The sequence below is a fragment of the Microbacterium sp. bgisy189 genome (genome assembly GCF_057707225.1).
On record NZ_JBYIPT010000004.1, the window covers coordinates 79,073 to 103,518 of the forward strand.

The following is a 24,446-nucleotide window of genomic DNA, read 5'->3' on the forward strand; positions in this document are numbered from 1 at the left end:
CACAGCGGCCGTGACATCGCTCCGCCCGACTTCGTGGCAGTCGTTGTGGCGTGGCGCTCCTTCAGGCGACAACGAGTGCCACGAACTCGGCGAGCGAGGAGGCGCGTCAGTCGCCGAGTTCTTGGTAGGCGGCGAAGAGGAGGGACTCGTCGGGGGCCTGCAGCACCGTCGGCTTGGCGATGTCGTCGAGGACGATGAAGCGCAGCATGCCGCCGCGCGACTTCTTGTCGCGCTGCATCGTCGCGAGCAGCTGTTTGAAGGCGCCCGCACGGTATCCGGTCGGCAGTCCGAGCGACGTCAGGATGTCGCGGTGCCGTTGGGCGGCGGCATCCGACAGTCGCCCCGCCAGTCGCGACAGCTCTGCGGCGAAGACCATGCCGATCGAGATCGCGGCGCCGTGGCGCCACTGGTACCGCTCGGCGTGCTCGATGGCGTGACCCAGCGTGTGCCCGTAGTTGAGCACTTCGCGCAGTCCCGCCTCGCGCAGGTCCTCCCCCACGACCTTCGCCTTCATGTCGATCGCGAGTTCGATGCAGCGGCGGAACTCCGGCGTCGTCGGGTCGACGGCCCGCTCGGGGTCTGCCTCGATGATGTCGAGGATCTCGGGGTACCAGATGAACCCGGCCTTGATCACCTCGGCGAACCCCGCCACCCGCTCGTTGCGCGACAGTGAGTCGAGCAGCTCGAGGTCGCAGAGCACGGCGCGGGGCGGCCAGAACACGCCGACGAGGTTCTTGCCCTCGCTCGTGTTGATGCCGGTCTTGCCGCCGACCGCGGCATCCACCATGCCGAGCACGGTCGTCGGCACCTGCACGAGGTCGACGCCGCGAAGCCAGGTCGCGGCGACGAAGCCCGCGAGATCGGTGACGGCGCCGCCGCCGAAGCCGACGACGACGTCGGTGCGGGTGAAGTCGGCCTGGCCGAGCACCTGCCAGCAGAAGGCGGCGACCTCGACCCGCTTGCCGGCTTCGGCATCGGGGATCTCGGCCAGCAGCACCTGGCGGTCATCGCCGAGCTGCGCGCGCAGCTGCTCCGCACGGGCCCCGAGGGTCGGCGGGTGGATGATGAGCACCTTGCGGGCAGCCTCTGGCAGCGCGTCGGCCAGCCCGGCGAGCACGCCGCGCCCCACGGTCACCTCGTACGGGCGGTCTCCGCCCACGGGGATGACGGTCGCATCGGTCATACCTGCTCCTTCGCGGTCTGGTCGGTTGCTCGCACCCACGTGACGATCTCATCGACGACGCCCTGCAGCGGGCCGACCGACGTGTCGAAGGTCGTCGTCGCAAGGCGCTCGTACAGCGGGCGACGCTGTTCGTACACCTCGGTCCACCGTGCGATCGGATCGTCTGCCTGCAGCAGCGGCCGGTTCGTGCCGCGGATGCGCGAGGCGATCCGCTCCGGCGGCACCGTGAGCAGGACGACCTGATGACCGGCGAGATCGTGCTGAGTCTCGGCGTGGAGCACCGCGCCGCCGCCGAGAGCGATGACGCCACCGTCACGCTCGGCAGTGGCGACCGCGGATGCGACAGCCTCGCGCTCCAGCGAGCGGAAGTGCGCCTCACCGTGTGCCTCGAACAGCGCCTCGATGGGGCCGTGGTCGCGGACGACGGCGGCGTCGGTGTCGACGAACGGCACGCCGAGCGCTTTGGCGACCCGACGACCGATGCTCGTCTTGCCGGCACCCATCGGACCGATCAGGACGATCACGGGGCGCTCCCCGGATGCCGTGGTCATGCCAGCGCGGCGTCGCTCGCTGATGTCGTGCGAAGCGTGTCGGGGATGGCCGCGAGGTAGCCCTCGAGGTTGCGGCGCGTCTCGGCGACGTTGTCGCCGCCGAACTTCTCCAGCATCGCCTCTGCGAGGGTGATCGCGACCATCGCCTCGGCCACGACTCCCGCGGCCGGGACGGCGCACACGTCGGACCGCTGGTGGTGTGCGGTGGCGGTGTCGCCGGTGGCGGTGTCGACCGTCCGCAGGGCGTGGGGCACGGTCGCGATCGGCTTCATGCCGGCGCGGACACGGAGCACTGTGCCCGTCGACATGCCGCCCTCGGTGCCGCCGGCCTTGTCGCTCGAGCGCGTGATGCCGTCGCCGGTGACGAACAGCTCGTCGTGGGCGGCCGATCCGCGGCGGCGGGTCGTCTCGAAGCCGTCGCCGACCTCGACGCCCTTGATCGCCTGGATGCTCATGAGCGCCTGCGCGAGCTTCGCGTCGAGCCGGCGATCCCACTGCACGTGCGAGCCGAGCCCCGGCGGGACGCCGTAGGCGAGCACCTCGACGATGCCCCCGAGCGTGTCGCCGTCCTTCTTGGCGGCGTCGACTTCGGCGACCATGGCGGCCGACGTCTCGGCGTGGAAGCAGCGCAGCGGATCGGCGTCGAGTGCGTCGACGTCGTCCGGCGTCGGCAATGCCGCGTCGGCGGGGGCCTGCACGGGCCCGATCGACAGGGTGTGGCTGACGAGGCGGATGCCGAGTTCGCTCAGGAACGATCGGGCGATCGCGCCGAGCGCGACACGCGCCGCGGTCTCGCGTGCGGAGGCGCGCTCGAGGATCGGGCGGGCTTCGTCGAAGCCGTACTTCTGCATCCCGACGAGGTCAGCGTGCCCCGGGCGGGGGCGCGTGAGCGCCGCGCCGCGACCGCGGGACTTGTCGGTGAACTCCACCGGTTCGGCGCTCATGACCTCGACCCATTTGGGCCATTCGGTGTTGCCGATGCGCAACGCGATCGGGCTGCCCAGCGAGAAGCCGTGACGAACGCCCGTCGACAGGGTCAGTTCGTCCTCTTCGAACTTCATGCGCGAGCCGCGGCCGTAGCCGAGCTTGCGACGGGCGAGGTCGGCCTGGATGGCGGCACGCGAGATGGGGACGCCGGCCGGCAGACCCTCCATGAGGGCGACGAGTTCTGGGCCGTGCGATTCGCCGGCCGTGAGCACGCGGAGCATTGCTCTATCCTCCCACGAGCGCGCGCCGCATGACGTCGACGACCGACTCCTCGTCGGGAAGGGGCTCGTCGAGGTCGCCGGTGGCGAAAAGCCGGATCTGCAGCACCGCTTGCCGCAGGAGCATCCCCTGCCCTTGCACGGCGGTCGCCCCGGCATCCGTCCATGCCGCGGCGAGGTCGGTCGGCCAGTGTCCGTACACGACGTCGTACAGCAACCCACCGTCGGTCGCGAGCGCTTCGGCCGCGGCTCGGGGCACGGCCGCGCCCCCGGGAAGTGTCGCGATCGTGAGCTGTGCGGGCCGGAACGCCGCGACATCCATCGGGGTGGAGGTGACCTCGAGCCCGAGCGAGGTGCCGAGCCGCACGAGCGGCGCAGCAGCCTCAGGTCGGCGGGCGACGACGTCGAGTCGGGTGACACCGATTTCTGCGGCGGCGACGACGGCCGAGGTGGCGGTCGCGCCCGCGCCGACGATGCGCGCGGCATCCACTCGGTCGATGCCGTGATCGGCCAGGTCGTTCACGATGCCGCCCACATCGGTGTTGTGCCCGACCGGCCCGCCATGCGTGAGCAGCAGCGTGTTCACGGCGCCGGTCAGCTCCGCCCTTCGATCACGCCTCGTGGATGCGGCGAAGGCGGCGCCCTTGAGCGGGAAGGTCACCGACAGGCCGCGATGGTGCGCGCTCAGGCCCGCGAGCGTGGGAGCGAACTCGGACTCGGTGACGCGCCGACGGTCATACGTCCAGTCCCACCCGAGATGCGCGTACGCGGCGCGATGCAGCGCCGGCGACAGGCTGTGGTCGATCGGATCGCCCCACACCTCGAACGCGGGCGCGGTCACGTCAGCACCCCGAATCGGGGTTGTCTTCGCACCACGAGTCCCACTGTGCGACGGCCGCCTCGTGCTCGGCGAGCGTCTCGGTGAACACGGTCTCCCCGGTGTCGAGGTTGACCGTCACGAAGTACATCCATGGGCCGTCGGCGGGGTGCATGGCTGCGTCGATCGCCATGTCGCCGGGATTGGAGATCGGCCCGACCGGTAGGCCTGCATGGACGTAGGTGTTCCACGGGTTGTCGTCGGTGAGGGCATCTTCGGTCGAGCTGACTGTGCCGTCGTCCTCGCCGACGCCGTACTGGGCGGTCGAATCCATCTCCAGGCGCCCGCCGGTGTCGGTGTTGTCGGGTGAGAGCCGGTTCTGGATGACGCGCGAGACCTTGTAGAAGTCTTCCTCGTACCGCGCTTCCTTCTGGATGATCGACGCGATCGTGAGGATCTCATGGTGACGGTCCTCGGGGACTCCGGCGTCGCTGAGTGACTTGCGCGTGCGGTCGACCAGCGTCTGGATGACGCCCTCCGCCGTGATGCCGGGGTCGAACGTGTAGGTCGCGGGGAACAGCCAGCCTTCGAGCGAATCGGCCTCGACGCCGTACGCAGACGGGTCGGCGACGGCTGCTTCGAGGTCGGCCTGCTCGAGGCCGATACCCTCTGCCAGCAACGGGAGCGATTGCGCGACGGTGAGCCCCTCACGCAATTGTGCGGTGTTCTCCTGCTTGTTTGCGGGGTCCCTCAGCGCCTCCAATGCCGCCGCTGCCGTCATCCGTTGCTGCAGTGCGTAACTCCCGGGCTGGATGAAGTCGGTGTTCTGAGCAGTGGCGATCAGGTGGTCGTAGAAGACATTTCTCGTCTTCGTGACGCCGGCCTCGAACAGCGATACCGACACATCGGCGCCCGTGTCGCCCTCGATGATGGTGATCGTCGCCTCGCCGGTCGCCTCCCCTGTCTCGTAGTCCGCCGGTTCGGTCCACCCGAACAGTTCACGGATCTGCGTCTCGTAGGTGTTCCACACCCACACGCCACCGGCGACGACGCCGCCGATCATGGCGAGCACGACGAAGAGGACCACCCACTTCGCAACCCGGCTTTTGCGGGCGTCACGGTCGTGGCGATGCTGCTGCGCGTGTCGATCGCGTGCGTGCTCGGCGGCGAACAACGCGTCGAGCGTGCCGGATTCGTTCGGGCCCGCATCCGGCGCGACCGCGGGCGAGGCGGGCGCAGACGTCGCGGCCGCCGGAACAGGGTTCTCGGCGGGCGACGGGGTCGCCGGCTCGCTGCGCGGCGGCACGGCATGGTGCCCCGTGGCCGTCAGCGCAGCCTCGCGCGCGGCCCTCCGGCTGCCCGGTGCGGCGGCAGGCGCTGGGCGGGCGGCGGGATCGGGTAGTCGATCGAACAGATCCGCGAACTTATCGTCGTTCGACGGGGAATCGGGCATCAGGCGGGCTCCTGAGAGTCTGACAACAGCGTCCCGGCGGGGGTCCCGGAACGCTTCTCGACGTCGATCGCCTGCTGGAGGAGGACGACCGCGGCGACCTGGTCGACAATCTTACGAGACGATTTCTGAGAACGGCCAGACGTGCGAAGCGCCGCGTGCGCCGACACCGTGCTCAGTCGCTCGTCGACGAGCCGGACCGGGCGGGATGCCGCTGAATGCAGCAGCGCCGCGAAGTCGCGTGCATCGGTCGTCGAGGCTGTTTCGTTGCCGCTCAGGCTCACCGGCAGACCGACGAGCAGCTCGAACGCGTCATACTCGGCAGCGATCTGCGCGATCCGTGCGGCGGAGTGCTCGTCGCGAGGCACGGTTTCGACCGGCACGGCGAGCAGCCCGTCCGGATCGCAGCGCGCGACGCCGACACGGGCCTTGCCGACATCGACGCCGAGGCGCACCCCGCGGCGGAACCCGCTCACGCGGTCGCCGTCTCCAGCGCGGTCACGATCGCGGTGAGCGCGGCCGGGATCGCGGATGCGTCCGTGCCGCCGCCCTGTGCCACGTCGTCGCGGCCACCGCCGCCACCACCGAGCACCCCGGCCGCCGTCTTCACGAGGGCGCCAGCCTTGGCGCCGGCGGCACGTGCGGCGTCGTTGGTCGCGACGATGACGACCGGGCGGCCACCCGTCGAGCCGGCGAGGGCGACGACCGCGGCATCCGAGCCGAGGCGTTCGCGCAGCTGCAGGGCGAGCGCGCGGACGTCGTCGGCGGACGCGACCTCACCCAGCGTCTCGGCCACGACGCGCACGCCACCGACGACGCGGGCGGTCTCTGCGAGGGCAGGCAGACGCTCGCCGAGGGCTTTCGCCTCGAACTGCGCGATCTTCTTCTCGGCGGCCTTCAGGCTCGCCGCGAGCTCCGCGATGCGTGCCGGCAGCTGGTCCCGAGGCGTCTTCAGTGACGATGTCAGCTGCGAGACGATCGCGCGTTCGGCGGCGAGTTCACGGAAGGCATCGAGTCCGACGAGCGCCTCCACGCGACGGTTGGAGGCGCCGACCGACGACTCCCCCACAAGCGAGATCAGGCCGACCTCGGCGATGGAGGCCACGTGGGTGCCACCGCACAGCTCGCGCGACCACGGGCCGCCGATGTCGACCATGCGGACCGTCTCGCCGTACTTCTCGCCGAACAGCGCCATCGCGCCGAGCTCCTTGGCTTCGGCCAGCGGCAGCACGCGCGTGGTCACCTCGAGGTTGTCGCGCACCGCGTTGTTGGCGATCTCTTCGATCTCGCTCTTGGTCGCATCCGACAGCGCCTGACTCCACGTGAAGTCGAAGCGCATGTACCCGGCGCGGTTGAGCGATCCTGCCTGCGTCGCGCTGCGACCGAGCGTGTCGCGGAGCGCTGCGTGCACGAGGTGGGTCGCCGAGTGGGCCTGCTGCGCGGCGCGACGATTCGCGGCATCCACCACGGTGGTTGCCGTCTGCCCGACACCGACCTCGCCGGTGGTGACCTCGACCGTGTGGCTGACCAGCCCAGGCACGGGCTTCTGCACGTCGAGCACCTCGAGCTCGAAGCCCGGGCCGACGATGACGCCCTTGTCGGCGACCTGACCGCCGGACTCGGCGTACAGGGCCGTCTCGGCGAGGATGATCTCGGCGATCTGGCCCTGCGTCGCCGCCGTTGCCGGCTGCCCGTCCACGAGGATGCCGAGCACGCGCGATTCGGTCTCGAGGTCGGTGAAGCCGGTGAAGACCGTCTCGCCCTGGGCGCGCAGGTCGCTGTAGACGCTGAGGTCGGCCAGTGCCCGCTTGCGCGACTTCGCGTCGGCCTTCGCGCGGGTGCGCTGTTCCAGCATGAGCGTGTCGAATGCGTCGCGGTCGACGCTCAGACCCGCCTCTTCGGCGACTTCGAGGGTGAGGTCGATCGGGAAGCCGTACGTGTCGTGCAGCAGGAACGCCTCAGAGCCGCTGAGTGCGCTCTTGCCGTCCTTCTTGGCATCCGTCACGGCGAGATCGAGGATCTGCGAACCGGAGGCGAGGGTGCGCAGGAAGGTCTCCTCCTCGGCGAACGCGTACTGCGAGATGCGCTGCCAGTCGGTGGCGACCTCGGGGTAGGCGGTCTGCATGGCATCGCGCGAGGCGGAGAACAGCTCGGGGAACGTCGGCGCGTCGACACCGAGCAGTCGCATCGCACGGATCGTGCGGCGCATGAGGCGGCGCAGGATGTACCCGCGACCCTCGTTCGACGGGGTGACGCCGTCGCTGAGCAGCATGAGCGACGAGCGCACGTGGTCGGCGATGACGCGGAAGCGCACGTCGTCCGCGTGCTCCGCACCATAGGCGCGGCCACTGAGCGCGACCGCGCGGTCGAGCACGGGGCGCACCTGGTCGGTCTCGTACATGTTGTCGACGCCCTGCTTGATGAACGCGACGCGCTCCAGGCCCATGCCGGTGTCGATGTTCTGCTTGGGCAGCGGGCCGACGATGTCGAAGTCGACCTTGGAGCGCACATTCGTGATCTGCTCCTGCATGAACACGAGGTTCCAGATCTCGGTGAAGCGGTTGTCGTCGACGGCGGGCCCGCCTTCGCGGCCGTATGCGGGTCCCCGGTCGAAGTAGATCTCGGAGCAGGGCCCTGCGGGGCCTGGCTGACCGGTCGACCAGTAGTTGTCCTCGCGCCCCATCCGCTGGATGCGGTCGGCGGGCAGCCCGGCGACCTTCTGCCACAGCGCCGCGGCCTCATCGTCGTCCTGGTAGACGGTGACCCACAGATCTTTCTCGGCGAACCCGAGTCCGCCGTCGGCCTCGGACGAGGTCAGCAGCTCCCATGCATAGCCGATCGCGCCCTCTTTGAAGTAGTCGCCGAACGACCAGTTGCCGAGCATCTGGAAGAACGTGCCGTGCCGGGCGGTCTTGCCGACTTCTTCGATGTCGTTCGTGCGGATGCACTTCTGGTTGTCGGCGGCGCGCGGATAGGGCGGCGGCACGGTTCCGTTGAGGTACGGGATGAACGGCACCATGCCGGCGATCGTGAACAGCACCGACGGGTCGGGGCTGACGAGAGAGGCCGACGGCACGATCGTGTGGCCGTTGCGCTCGAAGTAGTTCAGGTATCGCTGTGCGATCTCCGCGGTCTGCATGATGGGGTCCTCGGGCATGCGGGCATCGATCCCCCGTTGCGGGGGCCGGTCGATGCGGGGGTCAGTCGGTCGGCTTTGCGGCGTCGCGGGCGGCAGCGACCGTATCGGCGGCGGCGCCCTTGGCGGCCTCGACGGCCTCGGCGGCGGCAGTGCGGACGTCGGCGGCGATGCCTTCGATCTTCGACTCCTGGTCGCGGTACGCATCGCCGATGCGGTCGGTGAACTCGGTGATGCGCGCGTCGACCTCGGCGAGCAGTTCGTGTCCGCGGGGGTCCTTGTTGACCAGGTGGGCGACGACGAAGCCGCCGGCGAGGCCGAGCACGAACCACAGCGCGTTCTTCATGGCATCCATGTTAGGTGCAAACGACGAAGGGCGCCGGGGTGACCCCCGACGCCCTTCATGCTTGCTCGGTCGTTGAGCGAGCGAAGCGAGACGAAACGCGCTTAGCGCGCCGCGTAGCTGTGCACGTGGCCGCTGCGCGGCTGTACTACGCGTCGCTTAGCGCGCCGCGTAGTACTCGACGACGAGCTGCACGTCACAGGTGACCGGAACCTCGGCGCGCTTGGGGCGACGCACGAGACGGGCCTGGAGCTTGTCGAGCTCGACCTCGAGGTATCCCGGAACCGGGGGCAGCACCTCGGCGTGGCCACCGGCAGCGGCGACCTGGAAGGGCTCGAGCGACTCGCTCTTCTCCTTGACGTGGATGAGCTGACCCGGCTTCACGCGGAACGACGGGCGGTCCACGAGCTGGCCGTCGACCAGGATGTGGCGGTGCACGACGAGCTGGCGGGCCTGGGCGGTGGTGCGGGCGAAGCCGGCGCGGACGACGAGCGCGTCCAGACGCATCTCCAGCTGCTCGACCAGGTTCTCACCGGTCAGGCCGTCCTTGCGGCGGGCCTCGTTGAACTGGATGCGCAGCTGCTTCTCGCGGATGCCGTACTGCTCGCGCAGACGCTGCTTCTCGCGCAGACGGACGGCGTAGTCGCTGTCCTGCTTGCGCTTGGTGCGGCCGTGCTCGCCCGGAGCGTAGGGACGCTTCTCGAGGTACTTGGCGGCCTTGGGGGTCAGGGCGATGCCGAGTGCGCGCGAGAGGCGCACCTTGCGGCGGTCCTGGGACTTCGTGGTCACGAAGGATCCTTCCGTTACGCGGCCATGTCGGTCATGGCCTGCGGACGTATCTCCCGCTCCGCTCCCTGACCGGACTGCACGCCGGGGCACGCCGGAAGGTCTTGATCAGCGGAGGGGGATGCCCGAAAACTCGGTTTCGAGCCGATCCATGCTATCAGATCCGCGGGTTCGAGCCGGGCGAGGCGAGCTGCCGTGCGAGGTCGAGGATGCCGTCGGGGTAGAAGGCCGGCGCACCGGACGCGGCAAGGGCATCCAGCGCGTACCAGCCGACCGTTGTGTCGGCATCGAGCACGGGCAAGCGGGCGCGCAACGGGAGGGCTTCAAGACGTGCGCTGCGCACGGCGAAGACATGGACGATCTCGTGGCCGGGGTGCGCGGCATCCGCGAAGATGTTCTCGGTCACGCCCAGGAGTCGCACCTCGTCGGCGTCGACGCCGAGCTCTTCGCGCAGCTCGCGCCGCATCGCGTCTGCGGCGGGCTCGCCGAACCGGATGCCGCCGCCCGGCGCCCGCAGGAACGGCGCACCGCCCGCGAGACCCGGGTACTCCTCGCACAGCACGTACCCGTCACGCACCACCAGGGCGACGACGATGCTGCGCACCCGTCGCAGCGGCGCGAGATCAGCCGCGTAGGCCTCGATCGCCCGCCGATACGCGGGGAGTCTGCCCGCAAGGGCGGTCAGGGCGGTGCGCAGTGCGACGCGCGCCTTGTCGTCGTCGTACTGCGCGAGCGCGAGAAACGCCTGCGCTGCGTCGGCGTGCGGATCGTCCGCCGATACGCCTTGCAGCAGGCGCATCGCCCCCGAGGCGTCATCGACGTTGCGCAGCGAGCTCGCGAGTTGGATCGTCGCGAACGTGCGCAACTCCCCCGCGAGCCCGCCGTCGAGTGCGGCGCGGTACAGCGGGATCGCCTGGGCCTCCTCGCCCAGGAAGTCATGCAGCGACGCGCGTTCGAAAGGTACCCGTGGATCATCGCTCGCCAGCGGCTGCAGCAGCGCGTCGAGCGCGCGCCACATCTCCTCCGGGCGTGTGTCGTCGGCATCCGCCCAGAAGGCGTCGATCCGGGCGTCGATGTCGTGGGTCATCCGCCCATCGTCGCATCCCGATCCTCGCCAAGCCCCTCTCCGCGGCACAGGAGAAATCACCGCTACAGGACGATCCACGCCGATTCGTCCTGTCTTCGTGACTTCTCCTGTGTTGACGAGGTGCCCGTTGCTGACGCGCCGCTGGTCACGCCACGGGTGTGAGTGCGGACTCGACGCGGACGACCCCGTCGCCGAAGCGCTCGTCGAACTCGCGCTGCAGGGTGCCATCGTCGAAGACGACCAGGACTTCGATCGCCTCTTCGACGCCCATCCGTCCGCCGCCGAGCACCTGCGGCCACTCGCCGGAGAAGATCTCTGCGCTGACCGACTGGTACTCGGCATCGGTACGCTCCGCCTCTGTGACACACAGCATGCCGCCCCAGACCTCGCGGAGGTCTCGTTCGGCGGCGCCCACGTCACCGACAAGCGTCACGTTGATGATCGTGAGCAGCGGGTCGTTCATCGTCGACTCGTCGGGTTCGGGATCATCGGCGGACGGGTTCGGTGACTGGTCCAGCCACACGAGCGAGTAGCCGTCGAGTGCCATGGCACGCTGGATTGCCGCGTCCATCGATGAGGCTGTCGTGAGCGATTCATCGACAACGCGCCATCCGCCCTCTGGTTCGCGGCACGGGGTGCCGAGGTCGACCTCGGGTGGGGATGTCGGCTGCGTGGCGTCTTCGGCTCGGACGACGTCGGTCGGTGCAATGGTCCCCGCATCGATGTCGTAATGGCCGGTGATCACGAACGATCCCCACCGCACGCCGTTCGCCTCCTCGAACGAGCCGACCCACGACTGCCAGTCCCATTCGGTCAGTTTCGGTCCACCGCACTGCGGCGGCAAAGAGTATGCGACACCACCGAGACACGCCTCCGCGCCATCGCCGTCGTCGAGCACCATCACCGGGACGGTTGTCGTGACGACCAGCGGCGGGTGCTCGCTGGGCTCGGCTTGCGGCCGCGTCGTCGCACAGGCGCTCAGTGCGACACCGAGTGCCGTGACGGCGAACGCGGCGCTGATGCGGTGGACGGTGGTGTGCACGTGGGTCCCCCTCGCCGTCGGCACCGAGATGGTGCTGTCACAACGCAAGTGTCGCCCACCGCGGAAGCGTCTCGCGCCTTCGCTCAGTCGCCCAGGATACGGCGGATCTTCCCGAGCCTGGCGGCGACGTCGCGTTCGAGGCCGCGACCGGTGGGTTCGTAGTACCGCTTGCCGCGCAGTTCGTCCGGGAGGTACTGCTGGGTCGCGACGCCGACGTCGAGGTCGTGCGGGTACACATACCCCTTGCCGTGCCCCAACCGCTTCGCGCCGGCGTAGTGCGCGTCGCGCAGATGGATCGGCACACGCCCGAACCCGCCCGCGCGCACGTCCGCGATCGCGGCGTTGATCGCCATGTACGCGGCGTTCGATTTCGCGGTCGTTGCGAGATAGGCGGTGGCCTCGGCGAGCGGAATCCGCCCTTCGGGCATGCCGATGAAGGCGACGGCGTCTGCGGCGGCGACAGCGATCGTGAGCGCCTGCGGGTCGGCGAGTCCGATGTCTTCGGATGCCGAGATCACGAGCCGGCGCGCGATGAACCGGGGATCCTCCCCCGCCTCGATCATGCGCGCCAGATAGTGCATCGCTGCGTCGACATCCGACCCGCGGATCGACTTGATGAACGCGCTGATGACGTCGTAGTGCTCGTCACCCTGCCGGTCATAGCGCAGCAGTGCCCGGTCGACCGCTTGAGCGACATGCGCGGCCGAAATCGTCGCGTCCTCCTCATCCGCGACCATCGATGCCGCCGCCTCGAGCGCAGTGAGGGCGCGGCGCGCATCTCCGGATGCCAGTTGGATGAGCGCCGTCCGCGCCTCCGGAGCAAGCTCGACCGCACCGTCGAGGCCGCGCGGATCGCCCACGGCCCGATCGACGAGCGCACCGAGATCGTCATCGGTCAACGGCTGCAGCGTGAGCAGGAGCGAGCGCGACAGCAGCGGGGAGATGACCGAGAACGACGGGTTCTCGGTCGTGGCGGCGATGAGGATGACCCAGCCGTTCTCGACGCCCGGCAGCAGCGCGTCCTGCTGAGCCTTCGTGAAGCGGTGGATCTCGTCGAGGAAGAGGATCGTCGACTGGCCGTACAGGTCGCGCTGGTTCATCGCCTCCTGCATGACCTCGCGCACGTCCTTGACGCCGGCGGTGATCGCCGACAACTCGACGAACCGGCGCCCCGAGGTGCGTGCGATCGCCTGCGCGAGCGTTGTCTTGCCGGTGCCCGGTGGACCCCAGAGGATCACTGACACGGCAGTCTTGCCACCGGCATCCGGACCTGCGAGCGCGACCAGCGGCGACCCTCGCCTCAGGAGGTGCGCTTGCCCTGCGACTTCGTCGAGCGACGTGGGCCGCATGCGCACGGCGAGCGGGGTCTGTCCCTGGAACAGCGCGCCACTCGTACTCACCGCACCAGGCTAGTCGGGCGCGCCGACACTCAGGCGCGCCCGCATCCAGGCGGCGCTGTTTCGGGCGATAGGCTTTCCCACGGCCCGGGACGCCCGGGCACGAGGAGGATCCGTGGCCAAGGGTGTCGGCAAGAAGGACGCGCGTGCAGCGCGCGACCGCTCGCGTGTCTATCAGGCGCGACAGCAGTTCCACGACGGGACGGTGCGTCGACGCACGCGCGACAACCTCGTCGCAGGAATCGCCGGCGGCGCGCTGATCCTCGCGGTCATCGGCGGCCAGGTGCTCTACTTCACGGCGGGACCCGGCGCACCGACCCCCGAGCCGACGACGAGCATGACCCCGACGCCGACGGCAGTGCCGTCCGAGACCCCCGCGCCCTCCGAGTCCCCCGCATCCACCGACTCGCCGTCGCCCGAGCCGACCTCCACCCCCTGAGGTCGCTCGTACTAGGCTGTGAGCCGACCGATCCCCATGCGGCGTGCGCCGCGACGAGGTAAGACCGTGACTTCCGCATCTGCCCCTGATTCTTCGGCCTCCACTCCCGACGACGAGGCCGTCGCCACGCGTGACGACGCTGTCACAGACGCCGCTGCCGTCGAGGACGCTGCGTCTGTTGAGGACGCTGCTCCCACTGAGGATGCCGCGCCCGTCGAGGACGCTGCTCCCGCCGAGGACGCCGCCCCCGTTGAGGACGCTGCGAGCGGGCCGACCGTGCCCGCGCCCGTCCCCACCCCCGGGCCGCGCCCTGGACCCGTACCGAGGCCCGCGCCGCGTCCGAGCGCTGCGGCACCGGTCCCCGCAGCCACCCCCTCGAACACGAGCACCGAGCCGTGGGGGCGCGTCGAAGACGATGGCACCGTCTCGGTCCGCGAGGGCGACCAGTGGCGTGTCGTCGGCCAGTACCCCGATGGCACACCGGCGGAGGCACTCGCCTACTTCGAGCGGAAGTTCGCCGACCTCGAAGGCGAAGTCAGCCTGCTCGAAGACCGTCACCGCCGTGGCGGCGCGACGGCCGCCGAACTGCGTTCGACGGCGCAGACCGTGCGCGATCGACTCACGGATGCTGCGGCCGTCGGTGATCTGGCGTCGCTCGCGGCACGCGTGACTGCGCTCGAATCGCTGCTCGTCGAGGCGACGGCGGAAGAGGCCCAGGCCGCCCGCGAGGCCGTCGATGCTGCGGTCGCGCACCGGACCGGCATCGTCGAGCAGATGGAGGCGATCGCCGCGCGCGATCCGAAGTCGATCCAGTGGAAGCAGACGACGACCGAGGTGTCCGGTCTGTTCGACCAGTGGCAGACCCACCAGGCCGAGGGTCCGCGCCTGCCGAAGGCGCTCGGGCAGCAACTTTGGAAGCGATTCCGTGACGCCCGCTCGATCGTCGACCGACACCGTCGCGAGTTCTACTCATCCCTCGACGAGCAGCACAAGTCGGCGCGCACCGAGAAGCAGCGGCTCATTGACCGTGCCGAAGCGCTCGCGAGCCGCGGGGAAGACGGCATCGCCGACTATCGCAACCTGCTCGACCAGTGGAAGCGTGCCGGGCGCGCCGGCAAGAAGGCCGATGACGCCCTGTGGGCGCGATTCAAGGCCGCCGGAGACGCGCTCTACGGGGCGCGCGCAGAACGTGAGCGTGTCGAGGTCGCGGAATCCAAGGACAAGATCGACGCGAAGCAGGCGCTTCTCGCGGAAGCGGCCGCCGTCGGCAAGGAGAAGGACACTGCGCGCGCCCGCGCCCTGCTCACCGGCATCCAGCGTCGGTGGGACGAGATCGGCCGCATCTTCCCCCGTGACGCCGAGCGCAAGCTCGACGACGACCTGCGCAAGATCGAACAGTCCGTGCGCGGCCGCGAAGACGCCGATTGGAAGAACAACAACCCCGAGACCAAGGCCCGGCAGAACGACATGACGTCGCAGCTGCAGGATGCCATCTCCAAGCTCGAAGCCGACGTCACCGCCGCCGAGAAGCAGGGCGACAAGCGTGCGATCGCGGCCGCGAAGGAAGCACTCGACGCACGGAAGGCATGGCTCAAGGCGCTGGGCGGCTGACGCTCGGAGCATCGCCTCCTCCCCCGCACGATGAAGGCTGCATCTGTCCACAGATGCAGCCTTCATCGCATCCATGGGCGCATGAGCGGTCAGACTCGGCACATGCCGTCACCGTTCCTGTACTTTGCCGATGAACGACTCTCCCGCGCTGAGCTGGCCGCGGCGAGACTGGACGGCGTGCTGGTCGAACTCGGCGACGGCTACATCCCGGCTGACGCGGTCGAGACGCGAGAGCTGCGGGCAAGCTCGCTCCGCACGTTGGCGCGGGGCGAAATCGCGTTCACGCACGAATCCGCGGCGTGGGTGCACGGATTCCGGTTGACGCCCCCGGCCCGGCATCGCGTGCAGCGGGCCGTCGGCCACCGGATTCCGCACGTGATCGACGTTCGGCTTCGGTACAGCGACCTTGCCATTCCCGATGACGACGTCGCATTGATCGGGGGCGTGCTCGTGACCACTCCGGCGCGGACCTGTGCGGATCTCACGCGTGAAGCCGTCGCAGGCGAGCACGGCGATCAACGCGCGCTGCGAGGCCTCTTCGACGCGCACCCAGACCTCCGGGATGCCGCCGTCGAATGGCTCGAGCAGACCAAACCGGTCCATCACAAGCGGACGGCGCTGGCGTGGCTGCGCGCGGAGGCCTCGCGCGCAAGCGCGGTCAGGACGAGGTGACGCGGTACACGTCGTACACCGCGTCGATGCGGCGGACGGCGTTCAGCACACGGTCGAGGTGCACGATGTCGCCCATCTCGAAGACGAAGCGGCTCACCGCGAGCCGGTCGTTGCTGGTCGACACCGACGCGGACAGGATGTTCACGTGATGCTCACTGAGCACCCGCGTGACGTCGCTGAGCAGACCGGAGCGGTCGAGCGCCTCGACCTGGATCTGCACCATGAACACGCTCTTGGTCGTCGGCGCCCAACTCACATCGATCATGCGGTCCGGCTCGTCGGTGAGCGAACGCACGTTCGTGCAATCGGCACGGTGCACCGAGACACCGCTGCCACGCGTGACGAACCCGACGATCTCGTCGCCGGGAACCGGCGTGCAGCACTTCGCAAGCTTGACGAGGATGTCGCCGGCACCGCGAACGAGCACGCCCGAGTCGCCACCGCGCGGCGCCTTCGAACGGCCCACCTGCGGTATGTCGATGGGACCGGTGGAGGTCTCCTCCTGGCTGCGCACGAGCGCGGTGACCTTCTCGATCACCGACTGCGTCGAAACGTGCCCTTCGCCGACGGCGGCGTAGAGGGCTGAGACGTCCTCGTAGCGCAACTGCTGCGCGACCTCGGCGAGCGATTCCTGCCCCATGAGGCGTTGCAGCGGCAGGTTCTGGCGCCGCATCGCCCGTGCGATCGCGTCCTTGCCCTGCTCGATGGCCTCTTCGCGACGCTCCTTCGTGAACCAGCCGCGGATCTTGCTGCGCGCGCGGGTGCTCTTCACGAAGCCCAGCCAGTCCTGGCTGGGACCCGCATCGGGGTTCTTCGACGTGAACACCTCGACGACATCGCCGGAGCTCAGCTCCGACTCGAGCGGCACCAGCCGGCCGTTGACTTTGGCACCCATCGTGCGATGGCCGACCTCTGTGTGCACCGCGTAGGCGAAGTCGACCGGTGTCGCCCCGGCGGGAAGTCCGACGACGCGCCCCTTCGGGGTGAAGACGTAGACCTCTTTCGCCCCGATCTCGAACCGCAGCGAATCGAGGAACTCACCCGGATCGGCCGTTTCGGCCTGCCAGTCGGAGATGTGCGCGAGCCAGGCCATATCGGCATCCACCGAGCCGGCGCCGCTCTTTGCGCCGCTGCCGCCGTTGACCTGCTCCTTGTACTTCCAGTGCGCAGCGACGCCGTACTCGGCCTGCTGGTGCATCTCGTTCGTCCGGATCTGGATCTCGACGGTGCGGCCGCCCGGGCCCATGACCGTCGTGTGCAGCGATTGGTACAGATTGAACTTCGGCGTCGCGATGTAGTCCTTGAACCGGCCCGGCAACGGCGTCCACCGCGCGTGAATCGAACCGAGCACCGCGTAGCAGTCGCGCACGGTACCGACCAGCACGCGGATGCCGATCAGGTCGTAGATGTCATCGAACTCGCGACCGCGCACCACCATCTTCTGGTAGACGGAATACAGCTGCTTCGGGCGGCCCATGACACGGCCGCGGATGCGAAGCTCCCGCAGGTCGGATTCGACGGCGTCGATCACAGTCTGCACGTACTGTTCACGCTGCGGCGTGCGCTGCTTGACGAGACTGTCGATCTCGACGTAGAGCTTCGGGTGCAGCACCGCGAACGAGAGGTCTTCGAGTTCGCTCTTGATCGCCTGGATGCCGAGTCGATTCGCGAGCGGCGCATAGATCTCGAGGGTCTCGGTCGCCTTCTTTGCGGCCTTCTCGGGTGGCACGAAGCCCCACGTCCTGGCGTTGTGCAACCGGTCGGCGAGCTTGATGAGCAGCACCCGGATGTCTTTCGACATCGCGACGATCATCTTTCGGACCGTCTCGGCCTGCGCGGCGTCGCCGTACTTGACCTTGTCGAGCTTGGTCACGCCGTCGACGAGCATCGAGATCTCGTCACCGAACTCCGAGCTGAGGGTCTCGAGGCTGTAGTCGGTGTCTTCGACGGTGTCGTGCAACAGGGCGGCTGCGATCGCGCGCGGGCCGAGGCCGAGATCGGCGAGGATCTGCGCGACGGCGAGCGGGTGTGTGATGTACGGCTCGCCGCTCTGGCGCTTCTGCGACGAATGCGCCTTCTCGGCCACCGCGTACGCGCGCTCGATGACGGCCAGATCGCCCTTGGGATGGTGTGTCCGGACGGTGCGGATGAGTTGCTCGACGCCGTCGCTTCGAGAGGGCGCCCGCGAGAACAGGCGCGGCACCAGACGGCGCAGTGACGATGGCGGCTGGGCGCCCGGAAGGGGCGCTTGACTCGCCTGCGTCATCCGGTCACCTCCGACGTGTGCAACCCGACAATCCTACGCCCGCGGCGGCGGTGTCAGATCTCGCCGAGCTCACGGTCCCGCGTCGTGCGCATGCGCCCGTCGCGGTCGGTGATCGACTCCTCGCCCTCGCGCAGCAGCGAGTAGAGCGGCGCTGCGACGAACAGCGTCGAGTACGCGGCGACGATCGTGCCGACGAAGATCGACAGCGAGATGTCGGTAAGTGTCTGGGCGCCGAGCCACAGCGCTCCGATGAACAGGATCGCGCCGGTCGGCAGCGCCGCGACGACGGTCGTGTTGATCGATCGGACGAGTGTCTGGTTCACAGCGAGGTTGACGGATTCGCCGAACGTGCGACCGGATTCTTCGCTCGTGTTCTCGCGGATCTTGTCGAAGACGACGGTCGTGTCGTACAGCGAGTACGACAGGATCGTCAGGAAGCCGATGACGGCGGCGGGCGAGATCTCGAAGCCGAACAGTGCGTACACACCGATCGTGATCACGAGCACGTCGACGAGACCGACGATCGCGGCGACCGACATCTTCCAGGTGCGGAAGTAGATCGCCAGGATCAGGAAGGTCAACGCGAGGAAGATCGCGAGTCCCCACAGCGACTGACGGGTCACGTCCTCACCCCACGCGGGACCGATGAACGACGAGCTGACCTGCGCCGTTTCGACACCGTAAGCGTCGGCGAGAGCGGCCGTCACGTCACGGGTTTCTTGGTCTTCCATCTGATCGGTCTGGATGCGAACTGCGTCCTGACCGATCGTGGTGACCTTCGTGGTCGCGTCGGGGACGACGCTCTGGACCGCGTCGGTCGCCGTCGCCTGGTCGAGATCGCTGACCCCGTTGACGGTGAACTGCGATCCGCCCGTGAACTCGATCGAGAAGGCGACCGGGCGGAACAGCGGCACGAGTGCCGCGCCGATCACGAGCACGGCGGCGATGATGAACCACAGCCGGCGGCGCCCGACGAACGGGAACGATGTCTTACCGGTGTAGAGGTCGTTTCCGAGCTGATTCATGGAGCGCATCAGTCGTCCCCCTCCGTCGTGCGGCGACTATCGTCCTGTTGCGCGAGCTTGCGCTCCGCGATCGTCTGTCGGCGTTGCGCTTCGCCTCGGGCCTTCGACGACCTGGCTGCCGAGCCCTTGCTCGCCGCCGCGACGGGAGTGCGGAACTGCGCACGCCCACGGTAGACGGCGCCGAGTGCGTCGGGATCGAGCCCCGACAGCGGGTGCCCGCTCCCGAAGAACCGCGTACGGGCGAGCAGCTGCAGCACCGGGTGGGTGAAGAGGATGAAGATGAGGATGTCGATCGCGGTCGTGAGGCCGAGGGTGAACGCGAAGCCCTTCACCGTCGCATCCGCCAGGATGTAGAGCACGACGGCGGCGAGGATGTTGATCGACTTCGAAATGTAGATCGTGCGCTTCGCGCGGCCCCACCCGTCCTCGACGGCACTCGTAATCGACTTGCCGTCGCGCAACTCGTCGCGGATGCGCTCGAAGTAGACGATGAACGAGTCGGCCGTGAAGCCGATCGTCACGATGAGGCCTGCGACGCCGGCGAGCGACAGGCGGAAGCCCATCCGCCACGCCAGGATGCAGAGCGTGATGTAGGTGAGTACGGCCATCACGCCGAGCGAGGCGATGATGACGAAGCCCAGTGCGCGGTACACGACGAGCGAGTAGATGGCGACCAGGGCGAGGCCGATGAGGCCGGCGATGAGGCCGATCTGCAGCTGCTGCGAGCCGAGGGTCGCCGAGATCGAGTTGCTCGACTGCACTTCGAAGCTCAGCGGCAGCGCGCCGTACTTGAGCTGGTCGGCGAGCACCTTCGACGAGTCCTGGTCGAAGCTGCCGCTGATCTGCGGCTTGCCGTCGAGGATGACGGCGTTCATCGTCGGTGCCGAGAGGACGGCGCCGTCGAGCACGAATGCGAACTGATTCTGCGGCGTCGTGCCCGCCTGGGTGAACGCGTAGAGGCGCTGGCTGATCTCGCCGAATGTCTCGGTGCCCTCCGAGTCGAAGACGATGTTGACGACCCACTGACCGTTCTGGCTGTTCACGCCGTTGCTGGCGTCGTCGATCGATTCGCCGGTGATCTCGACCGGGCCGAGGAGATATTTGCCCGCGCCCTCGGCGTCGCACGTGATGAGCGGTTCGCTTGCGGGCTGCGATGCCGGGTCGTTCTCGGTCGATGCGCAGTCGTAGGCGAGGAACTCGGCGTACAGCGCCTCGGTGACCCACGCGAGGTCGCTCGCGCCGGTGGGCTCGGGTGTCGGAACCGCGTTGAGTGTCGGGTCGGGGGTCGGGTACGGGGTCTCGTTGCCGTCCTCGCCGATGTACGTGTTCGTGCCTGCTGTGGTGGCGAGCACGGCACGCAGCTGCAGCTGCGCGGAAGCCTCGATGCGGTTGCGGGTGTCCTCGTCGGCCTCGCCCGGAACCTGGACGACGATCTGGTTGCCGGCCTGGGTCGTGATGTGCGCTTCGCCGACACCCGAGGCGTCGACGCGCTGGCGGATGATCGTGACCGCCTGATCCATCTGCTCGGTGCTCGGCGCCGCTCCGTCCTCGGTCTGGGCTTCGAGGATGATCTGCGTGCCGCCCTGCAGGTCGAGGGCGAGCTCAGGCAGCCAGGAGCTGGCTGGCCCGCCGTCGGCGTCCTTGAAGACGAATGCGCCGAGCGCGTTGATCCCGAACAGGACGGCGGTGACGACGATGAGGCCGGTCAGCGCACGCCAGGCATGGCGGACAGGGGTGGATGTGGCCACGGATGGTCAGCTTTCTGGGAGCACCGCCTGGCGGTGTGGGAACTCAGGCCTTGGGCTTGTCGTCCGTGTCGGGCGCAGCCTCTGCGGCCGGCTTCTCGACGGATTCAGGCGCCGGGGTCGACTCGATGACGTCGTCGCCGGGGATCTGTTCGTCGGCGTCTGCGACCGCTTCGTCCTCGACGATCCGCAGCACGGCCTGGCTGTGCACCTCGACGACCACGCCCGGGGCGAGTTCGACGTGTGCCGACTTCGACAGGTCGTCGCCGTCGTATTCGACGATCGTGCCGTACAGCCCACCCTGCAGGAGCACCTTCGCGCCCGGCAGCATCTTCGCGGCCTTCTCCTCCTGCTCGGCCTTCATGCGCTGCTGGCGACGACGCGAGCTCCAGAACATGAAGACGATGAGGATGAGCAGCAGGATCAGCAGACCGTACTGCGCGAAGAAGCCGGCGAAGCCGTCGGCCTGGGCGGGTGCGGGAGTCGCAGCGAAAAGCATGGGCGCGGAGGCACCTTTCACAAGTGGATGCGCGCAGCGGCGCGCGAAACGATGGCAGGCGAAAGCCTTCAGCGATTATAGGTCATCGAATCTCAGCGCCTCTTCGGCGCGCGGCACCTGCAGATGCTGGTACGCGTCGGGGGTGGCCACCCGCCCACGCGGCGTGCGCCCCAGAAACCCGATCCGCACGAGGTACGGCTCGACGACCGACTCGATCGTCTCCGCCTCTTCGCCGACGGTGACGGCGAGCGTGCCGAGCCCGACGGGGCCGCCCCGGAAGCGACGCACAACGGCATCGAGCACGGCTCGGTCGAGTCGGTCCAGGCCGATGGAATCCACGTCGTAGAGCTCGAGCGCAGCCGACACGTCGTCGATCGTGGCGTCGAGTCCCGCGCGGTGCACGATGACGAAGTCGCGCACGCGGCGCAGCAGGCGGTTCGCGATTCGGGGAGTGCCGCGGCTGCGTCGGGCGATCTCGGCGCGTGCCTCTCGGGGCAGGCGCACATCGAGCATGGATGCCGATCGTGCGACGACCTGTTCGAGTTCGTCGGGTTCGTAATATTCCAGATGCGCCGTGAACCCGAAGCGGTCGCGCAGCGGATTGGGCAGCAGCCCGGCCCGAGTGGTGGCCCCGACGAGCGTGAACGGCGCGAGGTCGAGCGGGATGCTGGTGGCGCCGGCGCCCTTGCCCACCATGATGTCGATGCGGAAGTCCTCCATCGCGAGGTACAGCATCTCCTCGGCGGAGCGGGCCATGCGGTGGATCTCGTCGATGAAGAGCACTTCGCCCGGCATGAGGCTCGAAAGCAGCGCCGCGAGATCACCCGCGTGCTGAATCGCCGGACCGCTCGACAGTCGCAACGGTCTGCCGCTCTCGTGCGCGACGATCATGGCGAGCGTCGTCTTGCCGAGTCCGGGCGGCCCCGACAGCAAGATGTGATCGGCGGGCCGCTCCTGGATGCGGGCGGCGTCGAGCAACAGCTGCAGCTGCCCGCGCACCTTCTGCTGGCCGACGAACTCGGCGAGTGAGCCGGGCCGGAGCGCGCCTTCGACGGCGAGTTCGGTCTCGTCCTCGGCAAGCGCGGGGTCGTGTGCAGCCCTCGCCTCAGACACTGCTCTGCTCCTTCGTCGCCTTCGGGCTTCGCGCCGGGCCGAGCTGAGCGAGCGCGAGCTTCAGGAGTGCCGGCACGGTCGCGGCGTCCGACGCAGCGGTGACGTCGTCGACCACTTCGGTGGCCACGCGTTCGGACCATCCCAAGGCGATGAGCGCTTCGACGACCTGCCGGGCCAGGTCCGGCGCGGCGGACGCCGATCCGGCGGTCGCCGCGGCGCGCGGCAGCGCCTTGAGCTTGCCCGCCAACTGCACGACGATGAGCTTCGCCGTCTTCGGGCCGATGCCGGACACGCGCCGGAACGGTGCGTCGTCCTCCGCCGCGACCGCATCGTGGATCTGATCGGCGGTGAGCGACGACAGCACGCCGAGTGCGGACTTCGGGCCGACCCCCGACACACTCAGCAGGTGCAGGAAGACGGAGAGCTCGTCGCGACCCTGAAAACCGAAGAGCGAGAGCGAGTCTTCGCGGACCACGAGGTTCGTGTGGAGGACGATCTCATCGCCGACGTGGAACTCCCGGGCCAACTGCGGCGTCACCGCGACTGCGTAGCCGACTCCACCGACGTCGACGATCACCGACTCGGCGTCCAGGTGCAGAACGTGACCGCGCAGGGAGGAGATCATGTTTTGAGCCTACGGGCCCCTTCGGACATTTGTTCGAGCGACACGCGTCGTCAGCGCCGGGTGAGCCGCTCGGCATCTGCCCACGCGCGCTGAGCCGGCGTGAGCGCGCCGCCCGTCGGGGTGGCGGCACTCCCCCGTCGCCACGCGTGACACAGGGCCAGTGCGAGCGCGTCGGCGGCGTCTGCGGGCTGCGGGAGCGTGTCCAGTCGCAGCACACGCGCGACCATCGTCTGCACCTGCAGCTTGTCGGCCGAGCCGTAGCCGGTGATCGCTGCTTTGACTTCGGATGGTGTGTGCGTGGCCGCCGGCAGACCGTGCTCGGCCGCGAGCAGGAGTGCGATTCCGCTGGCCTGGGCCGTGCCCATCACGGTGTTGCGGTTGTGCTGTGCGAACACGCGTTCCACCGCGACGACATCCGGACTGTGCGCACCGAGCACGACGCGGATCCCCGCGGCGATCGTCGCGAGGCGACGCTCGATCGGCTCGTCGGGCGCAGAGCGCACGACGCCGACGTGCACGAGCGATGCGGAGCGATCGCGGCGCACATCGACGACCCCGACGCCGCAGCGGGTGAGACCGGGGTCGATGCCGAGAACGCGAAGAGCGGATGCCACGTGTCCACGCTACGCGCGGATCGCGGCATCCGCTCAACGGCGCATGCGTTTCGCCGAGGTCAGTCCTCGTCGTTCTCGAGCTCGGCCTGCACCTCGGCGCTCAGGGCGAAGTTGCTGAAGACGTTCTGCACGTCGTCGCTGTCTTCGAGGGCGTCGATCAGACGGAAGATCTTGCGAGCGGTGTCCGCGTCGATCTCGACTTTGAGGTTCGGCACGAACTCGACATCCGCCGACTCGTAGTCGATGCCGGCATCCTGCAGTGCCGTGCGTACCGTGACCAGATCGGTCGCCTCGGTGACGACCTCATAGCCCTGCGCGTGCGGCTCGACCTCTTCGGCGCCGGCTTCGAGCACGGCGAGCATCACGTCATCTTCGGTGGTGCCCTCGCCGCCGACGACGATGACGCCCTTGCGAGTGAAGTTGTAGGCGACCGAACCGGGGTCGGCAAGCGTGCCGCCGTTGCGGCTGAGCGCGGTGCGGACTTCAGCCGCAGCGCGGTTCTTGTTGTCGGTCAGACACTCGATCATGAGCGCGACGCCATTGGGACCATAGCCCTCGTACGTGATCGACGAGTACTCGACGGACTCGCCGCCGATGCCGGCGCCGCGCTTGATCGCCCGATCGATGTTGTCCTTGGGGACCGAGGTCTTCTTCGCCTTGAGGACAGCGTCGAACAGCGTCGGGTTGCCCTGCAGGTCGGCGCCGCCGAGCTTGGCCGCCACCTCGATGTTCTTGATGAGCTTGGCCCACGACTTGGCACGGCGCGCGTCGATGACCGCCTTCTTGTGCTTGGTCGTGGCCCACTTGGAATGTCCGGACACGGAGCTCCTCTCGAAAAGC

23 protein-coding genes are annotated in these 24,446 nt (G+C 68.8%); 3 read left to right on the plus strand and 20 right to left on the minus strand.

Annotation, left to right across the window (positions count from 1 at the left end):
• Nucleotides 1-106: 106 nt before the first annotated feature.
• The 12 genes from aroB to AC3ENX_RS07435 all read right to left on the minus strand — a co-directional run bounded on the left by aroB (nucleotide 107) and on the right by AC3ENX_RS07435 (nucleotide 12,949).
• Nucleotides 107-1,183, minus strand: a complete 1,077-nt coding sequence (gene aroB, locus AC3ENX_RS07380) for a 3-dehydroquinate synthase (RefSeq protein WP_434811220.1) — start codon at nucleotides 1,181-1,183, stop codon at nucleotides 107-109.
• Nucleotides 1,180-1,734 (minus strand): shikimate kinase, encoded by a 555-nt coding sequence (locus AC3ENX_RS07385; protein WP_434811221.1) that lies wholly within the window; start codon nucleotides 1,732-1,734, stop codon nucleotides 1,180-1,182. Before AC3ENX_RS07385 ends, aroB begins: the two co-directional genes overlap by 4 nt.
• Complete coding sequence (gene aroC / locus AC3ENX_RS07390) at nucleotides 1,731-2,942, minus strand: chorismate synthase (RefSeq protein ID WP_434811222.1); 1,212 nt, start codon at nucleotides 2,940-2,942, stop codon at nucleotides 1,731-1,733. The genes AC3ENX_RS07385 and aroC overlap by 4 nt, the downstream gene beginning before the upstream one ends.
• Nucleotides 2,943-2,946: 4 nt before the next feature.
• A complete protein-coding gene (locus tag AC3ENX_RS07395; protein ID WP_434811223.1) occupies nucleotides 2,947-3,780 on the minus strand; it encodes a shikimate dehydrogenase in 834 nt (277 codons plus the stop codon).
• 1 nt (nucleotide 3,781) lies between these two features.
• A complete protein-coding gene (gene mltG, locus AC3ENX_RS07400; protein ID WP_434811224.1) occupies nucleotides 3,782-5,209 on the minus strand; it encodes an endolytic transglycosylase MltG in 1,428 nt (475 codons plus the stop codon).
• Entirely contained in the window at nucleotides 5,209-5,682 is a 474-nt protein-coding gene (gene ruvX, locus AC3ENX_RS07405; RefSeq protein ID WP_434811225.1) for a Holliday junction resolvase RuvX, read from the minus strand. Before ruvX ends, mltG begins: the two co-directional genes overlap by 1 nt.
• Nucleotides 5,679-8,345, minus strand: coding sequence for an alanine--tRNA ligase (gene alaS, locus AC3ENX_RS07410; RefSeq protein WP_434811360.1), 2,667 nt, complete (start codon nucleotides 8,343-8,345; stop codon nucleotides 5,679-5,681). The genes ruvX and alaS overlap by 4 nt, the downstream gene beginning before the upstream one ends.
• A 61-nt stretch (nucleotides 8,346-8,406) precedes the next feature.
• Nucleotides 8,407-8,688 (minus strand): ATPase, encoded by a 282-nt coding sequence (locus AC3ENX_RS07415; protein WP_434811226.1) that lies wholly within the window; start codon nucleotides 8,686-8,688, stop codon nucleotides 8,407-8,409.
• 156 nt (nucleotides 8,689-8,844) lie between these two features.
• Nucleotides 8,845-9,474: a 30S ribosomal protein S4 gene (gene rpsD / locus AC3ENX_RS07420; protein WP_434811227.1), complete on the minus strand. Its 630-nt coding sequence runs from the start codon at nucleotides 9,472-9,474 to the stop codon at nucleotides 8,845-8,847.
• Nucleotides 9,475-9,628: 154 nt separating this feature from the next.
• The gene (locus tag AC3ENX_RS07425; RefSeq protein ID WP_434811228.1) at nucleotides 9,629-10,558 is read right to left on the minus strand and encodes a tetratricopeptide repeat protein; all 930 of its coding nucleotides are present in this window, start codon (nucleotides 10,556-10,558) and stop codon (nucleotides 9,629-9,631) included.
• 145 nt (nucleotides 10,559-10,703) lie between these two features.
• Nucleotides 10,704-11,600, minus strand: a complete 897-nt coding sequence (locus AC3ENX_RS07430) for a hypothetical protein (RefSeq protein WP_434811229.1) — start codon at nucleotides 11,598-11,600, stop codon at nucleotides 10,704-10,706.
• Between the two features lie 83 nt (nucleotides 11,601-11,683).
• Nucleotides 11,684-12,949 carry a replication-associated recombination protein A gene (locus AC3ENX_RS07435; protein WP_434811361.1) on the minus strand — a complete coding sequence of 422 codons (1,266 nt, stop codon included), beginning with the start codon at nucleotides 12,947-12,949 and terminating at the stop codon, nucleotides 11,684-11,686.
• A 163-nt stretch (nucleotides 12,950-13,112) separates the two neighbouring features.
• On the opposite strand from AC3ENX_RS07435, the gene AC3ENX_RS07440 reads away from it, so the two are divergent.
• The 3 genes from AC3ENX_RS07440 to AC3ENX_RS07450 all read left to right on the plus strand — a co-directional run bounded on the left by AC3ENX_RS07440 (nucleotide 13,113) and on the right by AC3ENX_RS07450 (nucleotide 15,719).
• Nucleotides 13,113-13,436: a dioxygenase gene (locus tag AC3ENX_RS07440; RefSeq protein WP_434811230.1), complete on the plus strand. Its 324-nt coding sequence runs from the start codon at nucleotides 13,113-13,115 to the stop codon at nucleotides 13,434-13,436.
• A 36-nt stretch (nucleotides 13,437-13,472) separates the two neighbouring features.
• Entirely contained in the window at nucleotides 13,473-15,047 is a 1,575-nt protein-coding gene (locus tag AC3ENX_RS07445) for a DUF349 domain-containing protein (RefSeq protein ID WP_434811362.1), read from the plus strand.
• Between the two features lie 102 nt (nucleotides 15,048-15,149).
• Nucleotides 15,150-15,719, plus strand: coding sequence for a type IV toxin-antitoxin system AbiEi family antitoxin (locus tag AC3ENX_RS07450; RefSeq protein WP_434811231.1), 570 nt, complete (start codon nucleotides 15,150-15,152; stop codon nucleotides 15,717-15,719).
• On the opposite strand, the gene AC3ENX_RS07455 is transcribed toward AC3ENX_RS07450, so the two are convergent.
• The 8 genes from AC3ENX_RS07455 to AC3ENX_RS07490 all read right to left on the minus strand — a co-directional run bounded on the left by AC3ENX_RS07455 (nucleotide 15,706) and on the right by AC3ENX_RS07490 (nucleotide 24,427).
• Complete coding sequence (locus AC3ENX_RS07455) at nucleotides 15,706-17,985, minus strand: RelA/SpoT family protein (protein ID WP_434811232.1); 2,280 nt, start codon at nucleotides 17,983-17,985, stop codon at nucleotides 15,706-15,708. The genes AC3ENX_RS07450 and AC3ENX_RS07455 overlap by 14 nt on opposite strands.
• Before the next feature lie 53 nt (nucleotides 17,986-18,038).
• Nucleotides 18,039-19,019 (minus strand): protein translocase subunit SecF, encoded by a 981-nt coding sequence (gene secF / locus AC3ENX_RS07460; protein ID WP_434811233.1) that lies wholly within the window; start codon nucleotides 19,017-19,019, stop codon nucleotides 18,039-18,041.
• Nucleotides 19,019-20,758, minus strand: a complete 1,740-nt coding sequence (gene secD / locus AC3ENX_RS07465; RefSeq protein WP_434811234.1) for a protein translocase subunit SecD — start codon at nucleotides 20,756-20,758, stop codon at nucleotides 19,019-19,021. Before secD ends, secF begins: the two co-directional genes overlap by 1 nt.
• Before the next feature lie 43 nt (nucleotides 20,759-20,801).
• Entirely contained in the window at nucleotides 20,802-21,254 is a 453-nt protein-coding gene (locus AC3ENX_RS07470; RefSeq protein ID WP_434811235.1) for a preprotein translocase subunit YajC, read from the minus strand.
• A gap of 75 nt (nucleotides 21,255-21,329) precedes the next feature.
• A complete protein-coding gene (ruvB, locus tag AC3ENX_RS07475; RefSeq protein ID WP_434811236.1) occupies nucleotides 21,330-22,367 on the minus strand; it encodes a Holliday junction branch migration DNA helicase RuvB in 1,038 nt (345 codons plus the stop codon).
• Entirely contained in the window at nucleotides 22,360-22,992 is a 633-nt protein-coding gene (gene ruvA, locus AC3ENX_RS07480) for a Holliday junction branch migration protein RuvA (protein WP_434811237.1), read from the minus strand. The genes ruvB and ruvA overlap by 8 nt, the downstream gene beginning before the upstream one ends.
• A 50-nt stretch (nucleotides 22,993-23,042) precedes the next feature.
• Entirely contained in the window at nucleotides 23,043-23,606 is a 564-nt protein-coding gene (gene ruvC, locus AC3ENX_RS07485; RefSeq protein ID WP_434811238.1) for a crossover junction endodeoxyribonuclease RuvC, read from the minus strand.
• 59 nt (nucleotides 23,607-23,665) lie between these two features.
• Nucleotides 23,666-24,427, minus strand: coding sequence for a YebC/PmpR family DNA-binding transcriptional regulator (locus tag AC3ENX_RS07490; RefSeq protein ID WP_434811239.1), 762 nt, complete (start codon nucleotides 24,425-24,427; stop codon nucleotides 23,666-23,668).
• Nucleotides 24,428-24,446: the final 19 nt, after the last annotated feature.